This window comes from Paraburkholderia sp. BR13439 (genome assembly GCF_040948805.1).
Taxonomy (GTDB): Bacteria; Pseudomonadota; Gammaproteobacteria; order Burkholderiales; family Burkholderiaceae; genus Paraburkholderia; species Paraburkholderia youngii.
On record NZ_JBFPKN010000001.1, the window covers coordinates 344,796 to 366,689 of the forward strand.

Here is a 21,894-nt window from a genome sequence, read left to right on the forward strand (position 1 = left end):
GAAATATGGGCGATCAGGCGATTTGCAACAGCAGGCCCTTCAGATACTCCCCTTCGGGGAATGCCGTGAGCAGCGGATGATCGACGCCCGCGCCGAGCCGCTTCAGGATGCGTGCGTCGACGCGGGCGTCGGCGGCGGCGCCGGACACGATCTTCTGGAACAGTTCGGGGTCGATCGCGCCCGAGCACGAGTAGGTGAACAGCAAACCGCCCGGACGCAGCAGCTTCAGGCCCGTCAGATTGATGTCCTTGTACGCGCGCGACGCGCGGTCCACGTGCTCGCGCGATGGCGCGAACTTCGGCGGATCGAGCACGATCAGGTCGAAACGTTCGCCCTCGTCGTAGAGGCGCCGCAGTGTCTTGAACGCGTCGGCGTCGAGCCAGCTCGCGCGATCGGCGTCGAAGCCGTTGGCCGCGACGTTCTGCTGCGCGAGCGCGAGAGCTTCACCCGACGAATCGACCGACACCACGCGCTTCGCGCCACCCTTGAGCGCCGCGAGCGAAAAGCCGCCGGTGTAGCAGAAGCAGTTCAGCACGTCGCGATCTTTCGCTAACTGCTGCACGAGCAGGCGGTTATCGCGCTGATCGACATAGAAGCCGGTCTTGTGGCCGTTGCGCACGTCGACGTGATAGCGCACGCCGTTTTCGCTTGAGATCAGCTGCTCCGAAGGCGGCTCGCCCGCGAGCACACCGGTGACCTGTTCGAGCCCTTCCTTCTGACGGATCGACACGTCCGAGCGCTCGTAGACGTTCGGGCAGCCGGTCGCGCCGATCAGCGCCGCGACGATCGCGTCCTTCCACGCCTCGACGCCGGCCGCCATGAACTGACAGACGATCTGGCTGCGCTGACCCGCGTCCTCGGCGACGTAGTAATCGACGATCAGGCCTGGCAGACCGTCCGCCTCGCCGAAGATCAGTCGCACGGCGCCGGTGTCGCGGACCATCGCCTGACGATGCGCGAACGCGCGCTGCACGCGGCGCTTGAAGAACGCGTGATCGATCGGCTCGGCTTCGTCGAAGCTCCACACGCGTGCGCGGATCTGCGAGTGCGGGCTGTAGGCGGCGCGCGCGAGGAAGCGGCCATCGTGCGCGCGCACGAGCACGGTCGCGCCGGGCGCGGGGCGGCCGTCGACATGTTCGATCGCATTGGCATAGACCCACGGATGGCGGCGCAGCAGCGATTTTTCTTTCGACGGTTTGAGCGTAACGGTATTCATCAGGTGTCGGTCAGGTACTAGCGATGGCGGCGCGTCGTGGCGCGCGGCGGCAGTCGCGTGATCAGTTGCGTTTCTTTGCGCGAGGATGCGCGCTGTCGTAGACGTGGGCGAGGTGCTGGAAATCGAGGCCCGTATAGACCTGCGTCGCGGTGATGCTCGCGTGTCCGAGCAACTCCTGCACGGCGCGCAGATCGCCGCTCGACTGCAGCACGTGCGTCGCGAACGAATGGCGCAGCACGTGCGGATGCACGTTGGCAGGAATGCCAGCCGCGAGCGCCGCGCGCTTCACGCGCTCGCGCACGACGTTCGGCGACAGCCGGTTGCCGCGCGCCGACAGGAAGAGCGGATGCGGATCGTGGCGGACCATCCGTTCGCGCACCGCGAGCCATGCGTTCAGCGCCGCGACCGCCTTGCTGCCCACCGGCACGACGCGGCGCCGGTTGCCTTTGCCGAGCACTTCGACTTCGCCGGAATCGAGCTTCAGCCAGCCGGCCGAGCGATAACCGTCGATGTCGGCGAAACGCACGTCGAGGCGGACCAGTTCGGCGAGGCGCAGGCCCGACGAGTAGAACAGCTCGAGCATCGCGTGATCGCGCAGGCCTTCGGGGGAGTCGGCGGGCGCGCTGTCCATCAGGCGCGCGGTGTCGTCGACGGAAAGCGCCTTCGGCAGCGTTTTCGCCTGCTTCGGCGCGCGCACCGCGGCGACCGGATTGGCCGGCAGCTCGATTTGGCCCGCAAGCCAGCGATAAAACGCGCGCCACGCCGACAGCCGATGGCCGATCGACCGCGCGGTGAGGCCGCCCGCATGCGCGCGCGCGACGGCGCCGCGGATGTCGACGGCGGTGAGACTTTCGAGCGCTCGGCCTTTGGCGAGCAGCTTCAGTTCCGCGAGCTCATGCGTGTAGCCGCGCAGAGTATGCTCCGACAGCCGCCGCTCGTGCTCGAGATGCGACAGATAGGCGGCGATCGGGTCGGCGGCGGTCACGGTGGGCGGTGACGTTGCGTGGCTCAGCGCGGCAGCAGCCGGCTCAGCGCGGCGCTCGCGAGCGCGCCGATCTGCGTGAGGAAATCGGTGGCCATGCCTTCGTGGAAGCGTCGCGGGTCGGACGAGCCCATCACGAGCAGGCCGAACGTCGGCGCGTCTTCGGCACCTTCGGGGTCGCGCAGCGCAAGCAGCGCGATCGATTCGGTGGTCTGCGCCGTTTCGCTCGATGGGGCGCTGTGGTCGTCGGTCGCGCTTGCCGGCGGGTTGGCCGCGCCGTTGGACGCGCTCGCCGCCTGCGGGAGCCATTGCGCGGCCTCGAAGCCGGTGTTCGCGCCGCAGTACGGCGTGCTCAGGCTGCCCGCGAAAATCCGCACTTCCTCGCTGACGTGGCGCGCGAAGTCGGCTTGCGCATACGGCTCGGCGACGTCCCACACACGCAGTGCCGCTTGCGGCACGTCGAAGATATCGAGCAGACCGCCGGCGATCGTGCGCGGCAGCGCGTACGGATCGCGCTCAGCCATCACGCGGATGGTCCAGCGGTTGAACTTCGCCGCGATGCTGTCGTTCTCGTGACCGTAGCGCAGCAGTTCGGCCAGACGCCGTTCGAGATGCTTGTTCTTGTCGCGCAGCATCTCCATTTGCCGCTCCTGCAGCGACACCGCGGCTTTGCCGTGCGGGTTCGCGAGCCGGATGGTCGCGAGCGTTTCCGCGTGTTCGACGAAGAATTCGGGATTGGCGAGCAGGTATTCGGCGACTTCGCGATCGTTCATGGTTTCGGCGTGAGGACTACGGGATGGCCGCCTCGCGGCGGCGCGTAGGTCAATGAGTTAGACGGAGGGCGCCACGGCGGCCGGGCTGGACGGATTGTGCTGCGACGAGTCGGGCGATGCGCTCGACGCCTCTTCTGCCAACTCGATCTCCCCTTCGAAGACGGTGGCCGCGGGGCCGGCCATCAGCAGCGGCGCGCCTGGTTGCGCGATGTCCCACGTGATCGTCAGATCGCCGCCGTGCGTGTGCACGAGCACCGGCGAATCCAGCAGCCCGCGCCGAATACCGGCCGAGGCCGCCGCGCACGCGCCGGTGCCGCACGCGAGCGTTTCGCCCGCGCCGCGTTCGTAGACGCGCAGCCTGATCTCGTTGCGGTTGACGATCTGCATGAAGCCCGCATTGACCCGCTGCGGGAAGCGCGTGTGCCGCTCGATGGCCGGGCCTTCGACGAGCACCGGGAACGCCTCGGCATCGTCGACGACCTGCACCGCGTGCGGGTTGCCCATCGACACCACCGACATCCAGCGCGTCGTGCCGTTCACGTCGAGCGGCCAGAGCGTGTCCGCGCCTTCGCGGCGGCCTTGCAGACCTTTGGTCGCGAACGGCACGAGTTCGGGATCGAACACGGGAGTGCCCATGTCGACGATCACCTCGCCGTTGTCCTGCATCGTCAGCGTGATCGTGCCTTTCTGGACTTGCACGCGCACGCTGCGCTGGTCGGTGAGACCGCGCTCGCGCACGAACTTGACGAAGCAGCGCGCGCCGTTGCCGCAATGTTCGACCTCGCCGCCGTCGCAATTGAAGATGCGATATCTGAAATCGACGCCTTCGACGGTCGGCTTTTCGACCAGCAGCAACTGGTCGGCACCGACGCCGAAATGGCGATTCGCGAGCGCGCGCACCTGCGCCGTGGTCAGTTCAAGCGGTTGGGTATAGCCGTCGAGCACGACGAAGTCGTTACCCGCGCCGTGCATTTTGGTGAATTTGAGCTTCACGTTTTTCGTGTATCCGTTGCTGCGTAGGGCTTCGCGCGTGCGGGCGGAGCCGAAAATCCGGGCCTTGCCGGCTGTTGGGTGAATCACCCTTTCGAGCCGTGCTGGGCCAATAGCAGATGATACACGTTGGCCCATCGGAAACGGTATGGCGGGCAAGGGGCCTGGATGCCGCCTCCCGTGCACTCATCGACGTGCTCCGACTGCTGGGAGCCGGGTCCCAGCGCCATCTTCAATACACCCCCGGCACTCCCGGCGGTCGCGTCTTGAACCGCTTGTGCACCCAGTAATACTGCTCGGGCATCAGCGGAATCTGCTCTTCGAGAAATTCGTTCATGCGTCGCGCATCGGCGTCATCATCGCCGGTCGGATAGTTGTCCCAAGGCTTGAAGACCTTGAGCCGGTAGCCCTTGTAGTTCGGCAGCACTTCGCCGATGAACGGTACGACCTGCGCGTGTCCGACCTTCGCAAGACGGCCGACCGCGGTCAACGTGCAGGTCGGCACGCCGAAGAACGGCACGAACGTCGAATTGCGAGCGCCGTAGTCCATGTCCGCGCCGAGCATCACCGGTTTGCGTTCGCGCAGCCAGCGCAGTACGACGCGCGCGCTGTCCGCGCGGCTTGCCATGTCCGCGCCGAAACGCGCACGCGCCGCTTTCGCGACTGCCTCGAGCTCCTGATTCGACATCGGCTGATACAGCGAGCCACACTGGCGCTTCAATGAGTAGTTCAGAAAAATCGAACCGGCCTCGATGCCGACAAAATGAAAGCCGAGAAAGAGCGTCGGCGGCAGGTTCGGGTCGGTCAGATCGATTGCGCTGTCGAGCTGGATCAGCTTTTCGAGCTTCTTCGCCGAGCCGAACCACTGCACGCTGCGCTCGAGATAGCTGCGGATTGCGTGACGGAAGTGCTTCTGCGCGACGTCCTTGCGGCGCTCGTCGCTCCAGTCGGGGAAGCACAGCTTCAGATTCGTATGAACGATGCGCTTGCGACGGCTCGGGATTTGATAGAGCAGCCAGCCGAGCCCGTCGCCGAGACGGGCGACGAATCCATACGGCAATAAGGCAAAGAGTTTGAGCAGCCCGACCGCGAGCTTCGCGCCGTAGCTGCTCAGCATGCAGCCTCCGGGCGCACGGCGCTGCTAGGGGCGGGATTGCGGGGAGCGGAAAAATTGGCGTGATACCGCACTCGTGGACACTCTGTGACATTCAAAGGAAGTCGCTATAATAAGGGCTTCGCCGAGTTAATAGACAACTTGCGGGGCGAAGCCGGCGGGTGCGGTCCATGGGTTTCCATGAGTCAAGCGTCCATCGGTAAGGTAATCCGCTAAAGCGTCGCCGCTTCAGACTCCCGAAGTCGGCTACGTGGAACGCAACCGTAACCACTAACAGGAGTCTGCAACGTGGCAAACGACTATCTCTTCACTTCCGAATCCGTTTCCGAAGGCCATCCCGACAAAGTCGCGGACCAGATCTCGGACGCGATCCTCGACGCCATCCTCGCTCAAGACAAGTACTCGCGTGTCGCGGCTGAAACGCTGTGCAACACGGGTCTCGTCGTGCTGGCCGGTGAAATCACCACCACCGCGAACGTCGACTACATCCAGATCGCGCGCAACACGATCAAGCGCATCGGCTACGACAACACAGACTACGGCATCGACTACCGCGGCTGCGCGGTGCTCGTCGCCTACGACAAGCAGTCGCCGGACATCGCCCAGGGCGTGGACCGCGCGCACGACAACAACCTCGATCAAGGCGCGGGCGACCAGGGTCTGATGTTCGGTTACGCGTGCGAGGAAACGCCGGAACTGATGCCGCTGCCGATCCACCTGTCGCACCGTCTCGTCGAGCGTCAGGCGAATCTGCGCCGCGACGGCCGTTTGCCCTGGCTGCGTCCGGACGCGAAGTCGCAGGTGACCGTGCGCTATGTCGACGGCAAGCCGCATTCGATCGACACGGTCGTGCTGTCTACCCAGCACGCGCCGGACATCGAGCTCGACACGCTGCGCGAAGCGGTGATCGAAGAAGTGATCAAGCCGACGCTGCCGGCCGAGCTGATGAAGGGTGATATCAAGTACCTCGTGAACCCGACCGGTCGCTTCGTGATCGGCGGTCCGCAGGGCGATTGCGGTCTGACGGGCCGCAAGATCATCGTCGATACCTACGGCGGCGCGGCACCGCACGGCGGCGGCGCGTTCTCGGGCAAGGACCCGTCGAAGGTCGACCGCTCGGCAGCTTACGCCGGCCGTTACGTCGCGAAGAACATCGTGGCCGCGGGCCTCGCGTCGCGCTGCCTGATCCAGGTGTCGTACGCGATCGGCGTCGCTCAGCCGACTTCGGTGATGGTCAACACCTTCGGCACCGGCCGCGTGTCGGATGCGACGATCACGGAACTCGTGCGTCAGCATTTCGACCTGCGTCCGAAGGGCATCATCCAGATGCTCGACCTGCTGCGCCCGGTCTATGAGAAGAGCGCGGCGTATGGCCACTTCGGCCGCGAAGAGCCGGAATTCACGTGGGAAGCCACCGACAAGGCGCTCGCACTCGCCGAAGCGGCAGGCACCGAGCCGGTCGCGGCAATCGCGTAACCAGCGCGTAACCAGCGCGAGTCGATCGTTACCTGAAAGCAAAAAACCCCGCCGGCGTGAGCCGGGCGGGGTTTTTCTTCGTCCGTCGATTGCGTAACGATGCCGTCGCGCTCGAAGTCTTGCACTAGCCACTCAACGCGCAACAGCAACTCACCGGCCCAGCAATCTCAGCGGCTCGCAAACGCAAACGCGAACCACCCGCTGCTGCTCGTCGACAGCCGACGCGGTCGGCGGCTCGCGGGCGTGCGCACCGCCGGCGCGCGTTTCGCGACCGCGAGGTGCAACGGTGTCGGCTTGCGCAGCAATGTGCGCAGCGACAGACGGCGCGTGCCGCTCTGCTGGCGCAGCGCCGAGAAGAACGTATGGAACCAGGTGCGAAAGCCGTCGACGGCCTTCGCGTCGCGCCACTGCTCCCCGAGCGCGCGAGTGCGCGCGGCATGGTGACGCAGCGCCCGCATCATATGACGGCGCGCGGGACGCGCCGCTTTCAGCGCGGCGCGGGTAAGACGGGTGCTCAAAAGAGTATGCATGGCTTCACATTTAGGCAATGAACCGCACGTCGGTGCGTGCATCGGATGTGCACGGACAAGCAGCACCATATGTGCCAATGACGGGGTTGCGATGGACGGCCTGAAAGCCGGATATTCGGTGCGGCTCGTATCGCGGGAGATCGCGACGCGAAACACGGCGCGCAGCGCAGCGAAGGTACAACGCGGAGAAACCGACGGCACGAGCCTTGACGGCCTGCGCACGATAGAAAACTGCGTAAGCGGCGATCGACATGCGAGCAGGCTACACGGGAATCGTGACGTCAGAAAGTCGGGTTAGTACCCTGCGAGATCGAATCCCTCAGGATCGAATCGTCGCCGACACCAATCTGGTTTCGCTTTTGACGGGCGATTTGCGTGCATATTTGACCAGCGAATGTGCGATGCGGGTGCGCCGCACGCTTGAAACCGGTGCATTGGCGCGCCGCGAAACAACGCGCCCCAATCGCGCCCGTTTTACAATCGAACATCAGTTAGTCGACGTTAACGGAACGCCATGTCACTCCATTCGAAGAAAGAGCAGATTCAAACGTTGCGGGAGCAGGGTTTTGTCGTCGTGCCAGGACTCGTGTCGCCCGAGCGTTGCGACGAGCTGAAGCGGATCGCACAGCGGCAACTGCAGGAAGCGGCGGCGCCGATCGAATTCGAAGCGGATCTGAAGTATCCGGGCGCGCCGTCATCGAAAGATGCGCCGGGCGGACATACGGTGCGGCGCCTGCTCGACGCGTACGGTCGTCACCCCGCGTTCGCGCAATGGGCGACCGCGCCCGAAATCCGTGGCTGGATGGAACTGTATTTTGGCGAGGAGCCGCGACTGTCGCGCGCGCATCACAACTGCATGATGACCAAGCACCCCGCATACGGCAGCCTGACCGGCTGGCATCGCGACGTGCGTTACTGGTCGTTCGAGCGCGACGACCTGGTGTCGGTGTGGCTCGCGGTCGGCCCGGAAACCATTGATAACGGCGCGCTGTGGTTCGTGCCGCAATCGCATGGCGCCGCCTTCACGTCCGACCGTTTCGACGAAGCGAAATTTTTCCGCACGGATCTCGCCGAGAACGAGGCGGCGATCCGCACCGCGGTGTCGCCGGAGCTGCAGACCGGCGACGTGGTGTTCTTCCACTGCAACACGCTCCACTCGGCCGGCAAGAATCTCAGCGATCAGGTGAAGTTCTCGCTGGTGTTCACTTATCACGGCGTAAGCAACGTGCCGCTGCCCGGCACGCGCTCGGCCGCGAAGCCCGAGATCGCGTTCTAGCTATTTTCGTCGCGGGCCTCGCGCGGACGCTCAGCGCTTGCGCCCCGACATCGCGATTCCCGTCAGCCCGGCGAGCGTCGCCACCACTCCCGCGACGATCAGCACGATCGCCTTGTTGCTCGGCGAACCGGTAAAGAAGCGCGACACGTCGCTGCTCACCGAATTGAACGCCTGCCCGCCGAAATACAGCAGCACGATGCCGCCGACAATCAGCGCGATCGAAATCGCCTTCGCCATCTGCACCTCCCATCAACTTGAACCGGCCAGAGTGTAGGTGAGCCGCGCGTGCTCGTCCATCCCGCATACTGGGTGCCTGCAAGCGCCGCGTCGATTGGCTAACATAGCGGTCTAGCCGCACCACGGCGACATCACGACAATAAATCCCCCGAGCAGCACGCCTCCCGCAACGCGCGAATCCTCACGCCCGCAATTCTCGGGCGATCTCATCGACAAGGACACTAGCAATGGCTTACGAAGCAGCTTCAGAACGCTATTCGGACATGCAATACCGCGTCTGCGGCAAGTCGGGTCTCAAACTGCCGGCGCTGTCGCTCGGCCTGTGGCACAACTTCGGCGACACCACGCCGATCTCGACGCAGCGTGACATCCTGCGCACGGCGTTCGACCTCGGCATTACGCACTTCGATCTGGCGAACAACTACGGCCCGCCGTACGGCAGCGCGGAAACCAATTTCGGCCGTCTGTTCAAGGACGATTTCAAGCCGTATCGCGACGAGCTGCTGATTTCGTCGAAGGCCGGCTGGGATATGTGGCCGGGTCCGTACGGCCAGGGCGGCGGCTCGCGCAAGTACGTGCTCGCGAGTCTCGACCAGAGCCTGAAGCGCATGGGCCTCGAATACGTCGACATCTTCTATTCGCATCGCTTCGACGGGCACACGCCGCTCGAGGAAACCGCGGGCGCGTTGGCGAGCGCGGTGCAGCAGGGCAAGGCGCTCTATATCGGCATCTCGTCGTACTCGTCGGCGAAGACCCGCGAAATGACCAGGCTGCTCGCCGAATACAAGGTGCCGCTGCTGATCCATCAGCCGTCCTACAACATGCTGAACCGCTGGATCGAACACGACCTGCTCGATACGCTCGCCGAGGTCGGCGCGGGCGCGATCGCGTTCACGCCGCTCGCGCAGGGGCTGTTGACCGGCAAGTACCTGAACGGCGTGCCGGCCGATGCGCGCGTCAACAAGCCGGGCGGCGGTTCGTTGAAAGACGAGCATCTGAGCCCGCAGAACATCGATCACGTGAGGAAGCTCAACGACATCGCGCAGCGCCGTGGTCAGAGCCTCGCGCAGATGGCGCTCGCATGGGCCTTGCGCGATCAGCGCGTGACGTCGGTGCTGATCGGCGCGAGCCGCGCGGAGCAGGTGCGCGAGAACGTCGGCGCGCTGAAGAACCTCGCATTCTCGGCCGACGAACTCGCCGAAATCGATCGCTATGCGACCGAAGGCGGGATCAACCTGTGGGAAAAGCCATCGACGGACCAGGCGATCTGATCGCGTGAGGAGCCGTCCGCGCAACAGGCGGACCGAACGAACGGCAAAACGAAGCCGCACGCTCAGCGTGCGGCTTTTTCGTTGGTACTTCGCGCCGCGCTGCTACACGAGCGCCGGCAGACCCTCGACCAGCGCCACCGCGCACATCACACCGATCAGCGCGCCCAGCACACGCAGCGCGTTGTGTCGCAACTCGGTTTTGCAGGGCAGCGCGCCGACGAATAGCGCACCCGCTAACGCCATCGGAATGACCAGGATGAAATCACCGATCGTGAAGTACGTCATCTTCGTCTCCTCCCATGCAGGATGGATGCTATGTCGTTCCGGCAGAGGCTGCGGCTTTGAAATCATGCAGTACCAGTGCACGAATCGAGTATAGGAGACGGACGGAGCGGCGCGACCGCGCGAGCTTACGCGTCGGCGCGTATTCGCAAGCTGCTGAACCCCGGCGCGGCGGGCGTGCGGCGATTGGCGCGGCGCAACAAAACACGGCGGAAAGTATCGAGCGTTCGCTTACGCGAGCCTTTCGTTTTTCCGCCGATCCACGCGGGATCGGTGACTGCGTGCGGCTATTCGCGTCCGCGCAAGTGCCTCGCCGCGATCAAGCCGATCACGAGCAGCGCACCGACCAGCCCGACGACCCCGTTCCAGCCATGACCGGCCCACACGCGGCCGCCATACGAGGCGACCAGGCTCGAGCCGATGTAGTACGCGAGCAGGTACAGCGCCGCGGCCTGGCCTTTCGCGTCTTTCGCCAGACGCCCGACCCAGCCGCTCGCGACCGAATGCCCGGCAAAGAACCCGAACGTCACGCATGCGATGCCGGTCGCGACCGCCGCGAGCGGATGCAGCATCGTCAGCGCGAGGCCGAACACCATCAGCAGCAGGCTCCCGATCAGCACGCGCGCGCGGCCGAACGTATCGGCCATGCGCCCGGACCACGGCGACGCGACCACACCGACCAGATAGACGATGAAGATCGCGCCGATCTCCGTCTGATTCAGCCGATACGGCGGCGCGAGCAGCCGGTAGCCGATGTAGTTGTACAGCGTGACGAAGCTGCCCATCAGAACGAAGCCGAGCAGGAACAGCAGCGGCAAGCCCGGTCGCGTGAACTGCCGCAACAGCAGCGTGCGGTGATGCGCGAAGCCGAGCCCGCGGCGTGGCACGAAATGGCGTGATGGAGGCAGCAGTGCGCGGAACGCGAGCATCGACAGCAGGCCGAGCACGCCGATCGTGCCGATTGCGACGCGCCATGAAAACAGATCGGCGACCACGCCGGTGATCACCCGCCCTGCCATCCCGCCGATCGCGGTGCCGCCGACGTACAAACCCATCGCGAGACCGAGACCGTCGGGATGCACTTCCTCGGCGAGATAGGCCATCGCGACGGCCGGCACGCCGCCGAGCGCGAGCCCTTCGAGCGTGCGCAGCACGAGCAGCTGATTCCAGTGCGGCGCCACGGATACGCCAATCGTCAGCACCGACGACACCGTCAGCGACAGCGTCATCAGCTTGTGCCGACTCCAACCCTCGGAGACGAAACCGGCGACGAAAATCGCCAGCGCCAGCGCCGCGGTGGATAGCGACAGCGACAGACTGCTTTGCGCCGGCGTCACGTTGAACGCTTCGGAAAACGACGGCAGCAGCGGTTGCACGCAGTAAAGCAGCGAGAACGTCGCATAGCCGGCGAACAGCAGCGCGAGGCTGGCGCGCCAGTACGCGCGCGAGCCGCGTTCGAGATAGGGGATGTCCGACACGCTGGCGGTGCGGGTGGAAGCAACTGAAGCTGCAACGCGGGACGGAACGGCAGATGCAGTCCGCTGGGATTGCGGCGGCAGGGTCACAACAGAACTCCTTGGGTCACACGGAAACGCGCGAAAGGCGTTAAGGATACGCTGAAAACTCGCTTCGAGCCCGTGGCGTGGGCAACGCGCGCGCCCTTCACGCCTCGCATGTCGCGCGCCCGTCTCCCGGGGCTAGCCGTGCGCGCCCGCGTCGTTGGCCGGCGCCGGCGTCTGCGTCGCACCCGAAGTCGCGGACGGCGGATGCCCGATCACATCGTCGCCCGGCAGTCCCGACGTATCCCAGCCGCCGCCGAGCGCCTTCACGAGCGCGACGCTCGCGGCCATCCGGCGGCGCGCGATCGACACCGCGTTGCGCTCGTTGGTGAGCGTGGTCGTCTGCGCGACGACCACGTCGAGATAGGTGATCGCGCCGTTCCGGTAGCGGTCCGACACGACCGCGAGCGCGCGCCGCGCGGCCGCGACCGCGTCGTCCTGGGCGGCCGCTTCCTGTTCCAGCACGCGCAGCGCGGCGAGATTGTCCTCGACCTGGCCGAACGCGTTCAGCACCGTTTGCCGATATTGCGCGACGCTTTCGTCGTAGTGCGCGCGCGCCTGATCCTTGGCGGCCGCGCGGCCGCCGAAGTCGAGCAGTGTGCCCGCGAGCGTCGGCCCCAGCGACCACAGCCGGCTCGGCGCGAGCAGCCATTGGCTGTAATTGGTCGCTTCGAGTCCGCCAGTCACGGCCAGCACCAGGTTCGGGAAAAACGCCGCGGTGGCCACGCCGATCTGCGCGTTCATCGCGGCGACGTGCCGCTCGGCCGCAGCGATGTCGGGACGCCGCTCCAGCAATCCGGACGGCACGCCGGTCGCCGCGACGACCGGCACCGCGACGAGCGGCGCGACCGGCAGCGTGAAGCCCGACGGCGGCTGGCCGATCAGGATAGCGATCGCATGTTCGAGCTGCGCCCGCTGCACGCCGAGATCGAGCGCCTGCGCCTGGGTCGTCTTCAGCTGCGCTTGTGCCTGCGCGACATCGGCATCGGTCGCGATGCCGCCGGCGTAGCGATGCTGCGTCAGTTCGAGCGCCTCCTGGTAGGCCTTGATCGTGTCGTCGAGGAGTCGGCGCTCCTGGTCGAGCCCGCGCAGCTCGAAGTAATCGGTGGCGAGCTCGGCCTGCATCGACAGTAGCGCGGCGTCGACGTCGGCGGCGCTCGCCTGCGCGCCAGCCTTCGCGCCTTCGACGCTGCGCGACACGCGGCCCCACAGATCGGGTTCCCACGACGCGTCGACCTGCACCAGATAGTCGTTCAGCGCGAGACCGGCGGTCGATTTATGCAGCACGTTCTCCGAGGTCCGCGTGCGCGAATACTGGACGCCCGCGGTGACCACCGGGAAGAATTGCGAGCGATATTGCGCGACGCTCGCGCGCGCCGCGCGAAAGCGCGCCTCGGCGGCCTGCACGTCCTGGTTCGCGCTCGCGACCTGCGGTTCGAGCGCATCGAGCGATGCGTCGCCGTAGATGCGCCACCACGCGCCGCGCGTGAGCGTGTCAGCGGGTTGCGCGGGCTTCCAGCCGGTGCCCTCGAGTTCGCGCCAGGTCGCGGGCGTGACGGCGGCGGGCTTCACGTAGTCGGGGCCGACGGTGCAGGCGCCGAGCGCGCCGGCGAGAGCCAGCGCGACTGCCGGGGCGCGAATGGAAACGCTCGCCGACCCGCGCGCGAATTCAGCCGAAGACGCAAGCACGCGCCGCAAAACCGACATCTTCATCATCACGTCCTCGCGCCCGGCCGCGCGCCGGCTAGCGCCGCCGGCGAGTTGGCCGCCGCGCCGGTCGCACCGGCGCCTGCAGCCGCGCCTTCCGAAGCCGGACCGTCTTCCGCCTTGCGCGGCACGATGCGCACCGGTGCGCCATCGACGATGGAATCCTGCGGATTCAGGATCACCTGCTCGTTGCCCTGCAAGCCCGCCACGATCGCGACGCGCGTGCCGAAGTCCGTGCCGAGCGATACCGGCAGCAGCTTCACCTTGTGCTGCGGATCGACGGTCGCGACCTTGACGCCGTCGGGGCGGAACAGCAGCGCGTTGCCTGGCAGCGTGAACGACGCCGTGCCCGCGCCGAGCGCGAAATGGACCTGCGCGTACGCGCCCGGCAACAGCTCGCCGCTGCGATTGTCGACGTCGACTTCGACGAGCATCGTGCGCTGCTGCGGATCGACCGCGCCGGCGGTGCGCGCGACCGTGCCCGGATAGTGCCGCGACGGCATCTCGGTCAGCGTCAGAAACGCGCTCTGCTGCGCGCGCACCTGCTGCGCGTACGCTTGCGGCACGTTCACATAGACGCGCAGCCGGTCCGCCTGAGCGACATGAAACAGTTCCTTCGCGGGACCGCCCGAGCTGCCCGCGTCGATCAGCGCGCCGACGTCGACGTTGCGCGCGGTCACGGTGCCGTCGAACGGCGCATAGACTTTCTGGAACGACTGGGTCTTTTCGAGTCGTGCGACGTTGAAACGCACGGCGTCGAGCGTGGCCTTTTTCGCGAGCATGTCGCCGACTTTTTCGTCGGTCTCCTGCTTCGACACCGACTTGCTTCTGAACATATCCGTCCAGCGATCCGCGGTGCTCTTCGCCAGCGCGTAATTCGCTTCGGCGTTCGCGAGATCGGCGCGGGCGGCGCGCAACTGGTCGTCGATTTCGGGCGTGTCGATTTCCGCGAGCAACTGGCCGCTCTTCACGCGCGCGCCGATGTCGGCGTACCACTTCTTCAGATAGCCGTTGGTGCGTGCGTAGATCGGCGTGTCGAGGAAGGCCTGCACGTTGCCGGGCAACGTCAGATCGAACCCGGCCGACGACTTCTGCGGCTGCACGACTTCGACGCTCATCTGGCTCGTGTGCTCGGCATCGCGTTCGAGCGCTGCATGCGCATCGTGGCGCGACCAGATGCCTTGCGCGGCGAGCGCGAGCACCGCGACGGCGGCGGCGATCATGATCAGGCGCGTGCGTCGCGCTTTCGCCGGATCGTGCGCGGCTTGACCGCCGGAGCCAGAGCCTGAACCCGAACCCGAACCCGAGCCGCCGGGACGTTGTGCTTCCATCAAGCTTCCCCTTCGAAATTGCATGGGCAGTCGAGGCTGCCTCTTGTGTCGTGGCATCGCATGTTGCGCGTGCCAGTTGGTACGGTCATCGCGTGCTGGATGTTCATGGCTTCTGCACCACGTGTTCCGCGGCACGCTGATGCCGCGCCGCGAGCCGTCGATAGATCATCGAGAACACGACCGGCACGAAGATCAGCGTTGCCAGCGTGCCGACCGCGAGCCCCCCGATCACCGCGCGCCCGAGCGGCGCATTCTGCTCGCCGCCTTCGCCGAGACCGATCGCCATCGGCACCATGCCGATCACCATCGCGAGCGCGGTCATGAGCACCGGGCGGAAACGCGTAAAGCCCGCTTCGATCGCCGCGCGGGTCGCGTCGCCGTGCAGCAGCAGCTGTTCGCGCGCGAAGCTGATCACGAGAATCGAGTTCGCGGTCGCGATGCCGATACACATGATCGCGCCGGTGAGAGCAGGGATCGACAGCGTCGTGTGGGTGAGGAACAGCATCCACACGATGCCCGCGAGCGCGCCCGGCAGCGCGGTGATGATGATGAACGGATCGAGCCACGACTGGAAATTGACGACGATCAGCAGATACACGAGCAGCACCGCGAACAGCAGACCGGCGAGCAGGCCCGAGAATGACTCGTTCATCGTTTGCACCTGGCCGCGCAGTTCGATCGTCGAGCTCTTCGGCAACTCGGCTTTCGATTCGTCGATGATCCTGCGGATGTCGTCGGACACGCCGCCGAGATCGCGGCCGTCGGCGGTGCCGTAGATGTCGATCGTGGTTTGCGCGTTGTAGTGCGTGAGCACCGCGTTGCTGGCTTCGCGGCGCATCGTCGCGAGCGAGCCGAGAATGTTGTTGCGCCCGTTGGCGTTCAACGGAATGTTCGCGAGCGATTGCAGCGAATCGATCGTGTATTGCGGCGCTTCCGTGATCACGTTGTAGCTGACGCCGTTGCGCGGATTGAGCCAGAACGTCGGCGTGGTCTGCTGGCTGCCCGACAGCGTGATCAGCAGATTGCTCGCGATATCGCGCTGCGAAAAGCCCGCTTGCTGCGCGCGCGTGCGATCGACGTCGATGAAAATCCGCGGCAGATCGGCGGGCTGCTGGATGCGCGCATCGACGAGGCCCGGCACCGTGCGCAGACGGTTCAGCAGCTTCGCGGCGAACGCACGATTGGCGGCCACCTCACGGCCGACGAGCTGGATATCGATCGCCGACGGCATGCCGAAATTCAGCGTCTGACTGACGATATCGGCCGGCAGAAACGCGAACTGCACGCCGGGGAATTCGTCGGTGAGCGTGCGCCGCAAGGTGCGCACATAGCCGGTGCTCGGATGATGTTCGGGGTTCAGCGTGATCAGGATGTCCGAGTCGGAGGTGCCGATCGTGCCCGTGTTGCTGTACGACAGGTTGATACCCGACACCGGCAGGCCGATGTTGTCGATGATCGAATGCAGTTCGCCGGCCGGAATCAGCTGACGGATGCGCGCATCGACTCGATCGGTCAGCACCGCCGTTTCCTCGACCCGCATGCCGGTTTTCGCGCGCATGTGCAGTGCGATCGTGCCGGCATCGACGGCGGGGAAAAAGTCGCGGCCGATAAACGGCAGCAACAGCAGCGACGCGCCACAGCACACGAGAAACAGCGTGACGAACAGACCCGGCCGCGCGATACGCGCTTCGAGAAACACGCGATAGCGCTCGCGCAAACGCGAGAAACCGCGCTCGAAAGCGTAGTGCACGCGCATGAACGGATTGCGTGTTTGCGCCGGCGCGTGATGCAGATCAGCGGGCTTGTGGTGATAGCGCAGCAGATACTTCGCGAGCGTCGGCACGAGCGTACGCGAGAAGAAGTACGACGCGAGCATCGCGAACACCACCGCTTCGGCGAGCGGAATGAACAGATAGTGCGCGACACCGGTGAGCAGAAACATCGGCACGAACACGATGCAGATCGACAACGTCGACACGAGCGTCGGAATCGCAATCTGATGCGCGCCGTCGAGAATCGCCTGTTCCAGCGTCTTGCCCTGTTCGAGCTGATGGCTGATGTTCTCGATCGCGACGGTCGCGTCGTCGACCAGAATGCCGACCGCGAGCGCGAGCCCGCCGAGCGTCATGATGTTGATCGTCTGGCCGAGCGCCGACAACGCGATGATCGACGTGATCATCGACAGCGGAATCGATACCGCGATGATCAGCGTCGCGCGCCAGTTGCCGAGGAACAGCAGAATCATCAGGCCCGTCAGGCACGCGGCGATCAGCGCTTCACGCAACACGCCCTCCACCGATGCACGCACGAACAGCGACTGGTCGGCGACAGGGTCGATATTCAGCGACGGCGGCACCAGATTGCGCAGCGTCGGCATCATCGTCTTGATGCGGTCGACGATATCGAGCGTGGACGTGTTGCCGCTTTTGTTGATCGTCAGCAGCGCGGCGCGCTGGCCGTTCACGCGCACGATGTTGGTCTGCGGCTGGTAGCCGTCGCGCACGTGCGCGACGTCGCGGATATAGACGGTGCCGTTTGCGGTGGTGCGGATCGGAATGTTGTTCAGCCCGGCGAGCGAATCGGGGCTGCCGTTCATTACCACCGAGTACTCGGTCGAGCCGATTTTCGCGGTGCCAGAAGGCAGAATCAGGTTCTGCGCGGAGACCGCGCTGACCACGTCCATCGGCGACAGATTGCGCTCCTGCAGCTTGCGCGAATCGATATCGATCATGATCTGCCGTTGCTTGCCGCCATACGGCAGCGGCGCGGATGCACCCGGCACGGTGGCGAGCTGCGTCTTCAGGAAGTTATTGCCGAAGTCGAACAGCTCCTGCTCGGTCAGCGACGCGGACGACAACGCGAGCCGCAGAATCGGTACCGTCGACGCGTTGTAGCGCAGGATGAACGGCGGCGTGATGCCGGGCGGCAGCGAGCGCACTTGCGACTGCGACAGCGCGGTGACCTGCGCGAGTGCTTCGTCGATATTCGCGCCCGGCTGGAAAAAGATCTTGATGACCGTGATGCCGTTCAGCGACGTCGATTCCGTGTGTTCGATATCGTTGACCGCCACCGACAAGCCGCGCTCGTAGTTCAGCGCGATGCGCCGCTCCATTTCGTCGGCGGGCAGGCCGTTGTACGACCAGATCACCGACAGCACCGGAATATCGATGTTCGGAAAGATGTCGGTGGGCGTGCGCAGAATCGTCAGTGGCCCGACGATCAGCAACAGCAACGCCAGCACGACGAACGTATAGGGGCGCCGTAGCGCGAGACGAACGATCCACATGACTAGCGCAGTCGAATGAAATCAGCGGCACTCGCGCCGCGCGGATCGGAAACGGAGGCGCGCCGGTCGGCGCGAAGGCAGGTGCGAAGCTGCGCCTCACTCGCATCTGGTAGATCGTTCTGGTAATGCACGTTTTTGATGTCTCCCCCGGCAGGGTTTATGATGGTCTTCATTACGACGTCTGACGCCGAGATCATCGGCTGTGCGCAGCGTAATGGGAATAGGGCGAAACGACTGGTGAAAGCCTTCTATTCGCCTTCCCAAAGCCCTGCAAAGCGGCAACAATGACTCGAAGCTCTCACGCGCCATGCGCGCGACAGATTAAGTGCGCACGCAACGTCCAATGCGAAGCGGCGTTTTTATCATCACCTCGACCGGCGCGAAATCATAAAGCCGGCTAAGTGAAGCGGGGAATTATCATGCAAGTCGGTTCCATTGTCCGATCGGTACATATCGCCGTGCCGCAAGGCGCGCGCGGAATCGTCATGCGCATTCTTGGCGACATGGCGATGGTGGCGTGGTACGCCGGCGAACCCGGCGCATCGCGGCAGCTCAATACCGAACCCTTTTTCCTCGAAGATCTGATCGATACCGGCGACCTGATACGTCCGGCCGGCGCGCAGACGCATTGAACGAGAGGCTCACCTGTTGCTCATTGCCGTTGTGTGACACGCAGGAGCGGGTTGTAGTGATGTTGTAAGGTGAGATCGGCTCGCCAGCATCGCTGCGGGTCGATGCGCGCGTCGATTCACGGCGCGCCGCAAATCAGCCCGTATTTCTAGCGATGCCACGCACGCATTGCGAGCCGTCGCCCTCGTCTTTAGCCGCGGCGCGGCGCACAATGCGGGGCATGAACGACACCATTCCCGATAATTACTATCCTGAGGCCGGCGCCGATGGCGCCGTGCCGTTCGCGCGGCTCACGCCGGAAACCGTGCTGGACGCGATCGACGGCGTGCTCGCAACGTCCGGCGTGCGAACCGACGGCCGTCTGCTGCCGCTCAACAGCTACGAAAATCGTGTGTATCAGGTCGGCGTCGAAGACGGTCCGCCCGTGGTCGCGAAGTTCTATCGTCCCGAGCGTTGGAGCGACGCGGCGATTCTCGAAGAGCACGCGTTCGTCGCCGAACTCGCCGCGCGCGAGATTCCGGCCGTGCCTGCGCGCATGCTCGATGGCCGCACACTGCATAGCTTCGACGGTTTCCGCTTCTCGGTCTTCGAGCGACGCGGAGGTCGCGCGCCGGATCTCGACCGGCGCGACACGCTCGAATGGCTCGGACGTTTCATCGGACGCATACATGCGATCGGGCAGACCCAGGACTACGCGGAACGTCCCGCACTGAACATCGACACGTTCGGCTACGAGCCGCGCGACTTCCTGCTCGCGCATCGTTTCGTGCCCGACGACGTGCGCACCGCGTGGGAAACCGTCGTGAATCTCGCGCTCGAAGGCGTCGCGCGTGCGTTCGAGCGGGCCGGCGAGATTCGCACATTGCGTCTGCATGGCGACTGTCATCCGAGCAACGTGTTGTGGACCGATGCGGGCCCGCATTTCGTCGATTTCGACGACAGCCGCATGGGTCCCGCGATTCAGGACCTGTGGCTGCTGTTGCCGGGTGAACGCGCGGAGGCGTCGCGCGCGCTCGCCGACCTGCTCGCCGGCTACGAGGATTTCTGCGAGTTCGAGCCGCGCGAACTGTATCTGATCGAAGCGCTGCGCACGTTGCGGCTGATTCACTATCAGGCGTGGCTCGCCCGCCGCTGGAACGATCCGGCGTTTCCGGCGGCGTTTCCCTGGTTCAACACCCAGCGCTACTGGGAGGACCGCATCCTCGAGATGCGCGAGCAGATCGGCGCGATGCAGGAAGGACCGTTGCGGCCGGTTTGACGCGTTGACGCGTTGACGATCAAGGCGCCTGCGACGCCACGTTCGACGACTCCACCAGCGTCGATCTGACGATCACCTCCGCGCGCACGTCCCGTCCGATCGCTTCGATCGCGGGACGCATGCGCGTGAAATCATCGGGCGTGCACACGTCGCTGTCGAAATGGGTGGCGCCGTCGCGCGTCATCGTGACCACGTTGCTGAGCGGATCGAACGTGTACTCCGACGTGAAATCGACGAAGCGGTCCTGCGTGCGTTGCGCCTCCGGCATGTCGAGCACGCGGAAGTTGGCCGGCAGTTCGATGCGCGCGCGTTCGTGGATCGCGAGGTTGTGACACACGAACGGCTGCGTGCGCTTGCGTTCGCCGAGCCAGTAGCGCGTATCGGCCTCGACGCCGCCGCCGAGGCTCGTCAAGGCCGGGATCGATGCGGTCATGCCGGTCACCACGAGACTTTCCAGCGTGCCTTTCATCGTCAGCGTGAGCGGGCCGTCGACCGCGCTGAGGTCGCTCGTCGTCAGCGTCGCGGTGCCGCGCAGATTCGCGTTGCGCAACTCGGCCTGGATCGATTCCTCTCGTTGCCCGGGCGTCTGCGTGCGTAGCCGCGCGCGGGCCTGCTCGGCATAGGGTCCGGCATCCTGCAGCCGATATGTGAAGCTCGCCGAGCCGTCCGGTTCGATCTTGATCGCGAGATCGGTGCTGCGCGACATCTGCGCGGTGGCCGGTGTTTGCGCGAGCACGCCGTCGTCGATCAACACGGTGGGACGGTTCATGTCGGATGAAGGCAGAAAACCGAACTCGACGTTCGACGCGGTCGAATCCGCGTACGTCTGCAAATCGGGCAGCCACGTGATCGCATGATTGATGACGCCGTAGCCGGGCACGCTCGGCAGCGTGTAGATGGTGCCGCTGCTGATCAGCGCCGGCTCGTTGCGCACGCCGACCGCGTCGAGCAACGCGCCGTAGAGCGCGACGTGGTCCTTGCAATCGCCATAGCGGTTCGCGAGGATCGCGCTCGCGCTGTGCGGCACGACGGAGCCGCGCCCGACGTAGATCGCGACATAGCGGATATTGCGGCGAACCCAGTCGTACAGTGTTTTGGCTTTGTCGCGCGGGGTGTGATCGTGCGCGGTCAACTGCTGCGCGAGCTGGGTGATCGCGGCGTCGTGCGTACCCGGGTCGGCCGCGGAGCTGCGATAGGACGCGGCGAACGCGGCATAGCTGGGAAACGTCGACACCATCAGCCGATCCCCGTACGACACGTACGCGATCGAGCCGCGTTCGAGCCGGTCGAAATGCGCCTTGTCGTAGCGGAATTCGTAGCGCGTGCGGCCGTCGCGCGTGATGGGCGTCACCGCGCTGAAGCCGCGCGCGTCCGCGTACAACGGCTTGTCAGCGGGCAGGTCGTAGATCAGGCGGAAGTTGCGGGTCGGCGCGAGGTCGGGCGGCGTGAAGTCGCTGAATTCCCCAGGCACGATCGGCTGCCGCTGCGTCTTGCGGTACGTCAGATGCACGCGCGCGCCGGGTTCGACCGCGGGGAACACGATTACCTTTTCCTGGATGTCCTGGAACATCGGCGCGTCGAACGAACGGACTTCCTGCACGTCGCGGATCTGCTCGGGCGCTACGTCGTGACGTTTACCATCGGCGGTGACCGTATAGGCCTCGAGAATCTGCACGTCGGCCATGTTGCGGTTGAACCAGACGTATTGCTGCGCGACCCGCTCGACACCGGCTTCGTTGTTCACGCGCAGCGTCATCGAATCGAGCTTCGCATACGAGCCGTCGGCGCTGATGGTGAAGGTCTGCGTCTCGCCTTCGTTGGTGTACGGGTCGTCCAGTTTGACCGGCACGCTCGCGCTCGCGGCATGAAGGCCGGCCAGCCAGCTGGCGGTGGCAAGGACCACGAGGCAGAGTCGCATGACGGCAGGTGTCCCCGGACGATAACGTTGACGGCATCGCCAGCTAGCGTCGTTTCAC

Annotated in this window: 19 protein-coding genes; 5 read left to right on the forward strand and 14 right to left on the reverse strand. The window is 65.3% G+C overall.

Annotated features, from left to right (window positions below; all coding sequences use genetic code 11):
- Window positions 1-13 precede the first annotated feature (13 nt).
- The 5 genes from AB3X96_RS01600 to AB3X96_RS01620 form a co-directional block, all read right to left on the reverse strand.
- Window positions 14-1,216 carry a class I SAM-dependent rRNA methyltransferase gene (locus tag AB3X96_RS01600; protein ID WP_368588338.1) on the reverse strand — a complete coding sequence of 401 codons (1,203 nt, stop codon included), beginning with the start codon at window positions 1,214-1,216 and terminating at the stop codon, window positions 14-16.
- A gap of 61 nt (window positions 1,217-1,277) precedes the next feature.
- Window positions 1,278-2,201: a tyrosine recombinase XerC gene (gene xerC / locus AB3X96_RS01605; RefSeq protein ID WP_368588339.1), complete on the reverse strand. Its 924-nt coding sequence runs from the start codon at window positions 2,199-2,201 to the stop codon at window positions 1,278-1,280.
- Between the two features lie 23 nt (window positions 2,202-2,224).
- Window positions 2,225-2,971, reverse strand: a complete 747-nt coding sequence (locus AB3X96_RS01610) for a DUF484 family protein (protein WP_368588340.1) — start codon at window positions 2,969-2,971, stop codon at window positions 2,225-2,227.
- Window positions 2,972-3,028: 57 nt separating this feature from the next.
- Complete coding sequence (gene dapF / locus AB3X96_RS01615; RefSeq protein ID WP_368588341.1) at window positions 3,029-3,964, reverse strand: diaminopimelate epimerase; 936 nt, start codon at window positions 3,962-3,964, stop codon at window positions 3,029-3,031.
- A gap of 229 nt (window positions 3,965-4,193) precedes the next feature.
- Window positions 4,194-5,078, reverse strand: coding sequence for a lipid A biosynthesis lauroyl acyltransferase (locus AB3X96_RS01620; RefSeq protein WP_368588342.1), 885 nt, complete (start codon window positions 5,076-5,078; stop codon window positions 4,194-4,196).
- Window positions 5,079-5,363: 285 nt separating this feature from the next.
- Between AB3X96_RS01620 and metK the strand changes: the two genes are divergently transcribed.
- Window positions 5,364-6,551 (forward strand): methionine adenosyltransferase, encoded by a 1,188-nt coding sequence (metK, locus tag AB3X96_RS01625; protein WP_176122339.1) that lies wholly within the window; start codon window positions 5,364-5,366, stop codon window positions 6,549-6,551.
- Window positions 6,552-6,718: 167 nt separating this feature from the next.
- Here the strand turns inward: metK and AB3X96_RS01630 are convergent, their stop codons facing one another.
- Window positions 6,719-7,081, reverse strand: a complete 363-nt coding sequence (locus AB3X96_RS01630) for a hypothetical protein (protein WP_176109803.1) — start codon at window positions 7,079-7,081, stop codon at window positions 6,719-6,721.
- Window positions 7,082-7,595: 514 nt separating this feature from the next.
- Between AB3X96_RS01630 and AB3X96_RS01635 the strand changes: the two genes are divergently transcribed.
- A complete protein-coding gene (locus tag AB3X96_RS01635) occupies window positions 7,596-8,357 on the forward strand; it encodes a phytanoyl-CoA dioxygenase family protein (RefSeq protein ID WP_368588343.1) in 762 nt (253 codons plus the stop codon).
- A 30-nt stretch (window positions 8,358-8,387) separates the two neighbouring features.
- Here AB3X96_RS01635 and AB3X96_RS01640 read toward each other — a convergent pair whose 3' ends face one another.
- Window positions 8,388-8,594, reverse strand: a complete 207-nt coding sequence (locus AB3X96_RS01640) for a DUF3185 family protein (RefSeq protein ID WP_152851698.1) — start codon at window positions 8,592-8,594, stop codon at window positions 8,388-8,390.
- Window positions 8,595-8,821: 227 nt separating this feature from the next.
- Here AB3X96_RS01640 and mgrA point away from each other — a divergent pair, with 227 nt between their 5' ends.
- Window positions 8,822-9,865 carry an L-glyceraldehyde 3-phosphate reductase gene (gene mgrA, locus AB3X96_RS01645; RefSeq protein WP_368588344.1) on the forward strand — a complete coding sequence of 348 codons (1,044 nt, stop codon included), beginning with the start codon at window positions 8,822-8,824 and terminating at the stop codon, window positions 9,863-9,865.
- A 102-nt stretch (window positions 9,866-9,967) separates the two neighbouring features.
- On the opposite strand, the gene AB3X96_RS01650 is transcribed toward mgrA, so the two are convergent.
- The 6 genes from AB3X96_RS01650 to AB3X96_RS01675 form a co-directional block, all read right to left on the reverse strand.
- Complete coding sequence (locus tag AB3X96_RS01650) at window positions 9,968-10,150, reverse strand: hypothetical protein (RefSeq protein WP_008923386.1); 183 nt, start codon at window positions 10,148-10,150, stop codon at window positions 9,968-9,970.
- Window positions 10,151-10,434: 284 nt separating this feature from the next.
- Entirely contained in the window at window positions 10,435-11,625 is a 1,191-nt protein-coding gene (locus AB3X96_RS01655) for an MFS transporter (protein WP_368588345.1), read from the reverse strand.
- Between the two features lie 219 nt (window positions 11,626-11,844).
- On the reverse strand, window positions 11,845-13,413 hold the full coding sequence (locus AB3X96_RS01660) for an efflux transporter outer membrane subunit (protein ID WP_368588658.1): 1,569 nt from the start codon (window positions 13,411-13,413) through the stop codon (window positions 11,845-11,847).
- 8 nt (window positions 13,414-13,421) lie between these two features.
- Window positions 13,422-14,744 carry an efflux RND transporter periplasmic adaptor subunit gene (locus AB3X96_RS01665; RefSeq protein WP_368588346.1) on the reverse strand — a complete coding sequence of 441 codons (1,323 nt, stop codon included), beginning with the start codon at window positions 14,742-14,744 and terminating at the stop codon, window positions 13,422-13,424.
- A gap of 103 nt (window positions 14,745-14,847) precedes the next feature.
- Window positions 14,848-18,030, reverse strand: coding sequence for an efflux RND transporter permease subunit (locus AB3X96_RS01670; protein ID WP_368588347.1), 3,183 nt, complete (start codon window positions 18,028-18,030; stop codon window positions 14,848-14,850).
- Window positions 18,031-18,032: 2 nt separating this feature from the next.
- Window positions 18,033-18,203, reverse strand: a complete 171-nt coding sequence (locus AB3X96_RS01675; RefSeq protein ID WP_368588348.1) for a hypothetical protein — start codon at window positions 18,201-18,203, stop codon at window positions 18,033-18,035.
- A 246-nt stretch (window positions 18,204-18,449) separates the two neighbouring features.
- Between AB3X96_RS01675 and AB3X96_RS01680 the strand changes: the two genes are divergently transcribed.
- Together AB3X96_RS01680 and AB3X96_RS01685 are read left to right on the forward strand one after the other, a co-directional pair.
- Window positions 18,450-18,662, forward strand: coding sequence for a hypothetical protein (locus tag AB3X96_RS01680; protein WP_013088095.1), 213 nt, complete (start codon window positions 18,450-18,452; stop codon window positions 18,660-18,662).
- Between the two features lie 218 nt (window positions 18,663-18,880).
- The gene (locus tag AB3X96_RS01685) at window positions 18,881-19,918 is read left to right on the forward strand and encodes a serine/threonine protein kinase (protein ID WP_368588349.1); all 1,038 of its coding nucleotides are present in this window, start codon (window positions 18,881-18,883) and stop codon (window positions 19,916-19,918) included.
- A 19-nt stretch (window positions 19,919-19,937) separates the two neighbouring features.
- Here the strand turns inward: AB3X96_RS01685 and AB3X96_RS01690 are convergent, their stop codons facing one another.
- A complete protein-coding gene (locus tag AB3X96_RS01690; protein WP_368588350.1) occupies window positions 19,938-21,836 on the reverse strand; it encodes a DUF3857 domain-containing transglutaminase family protein in 1,899 nt (632 codons plus the stop codon).
- Window positions 21,837-21,894 lie beyond the last annotated feature (58 nt).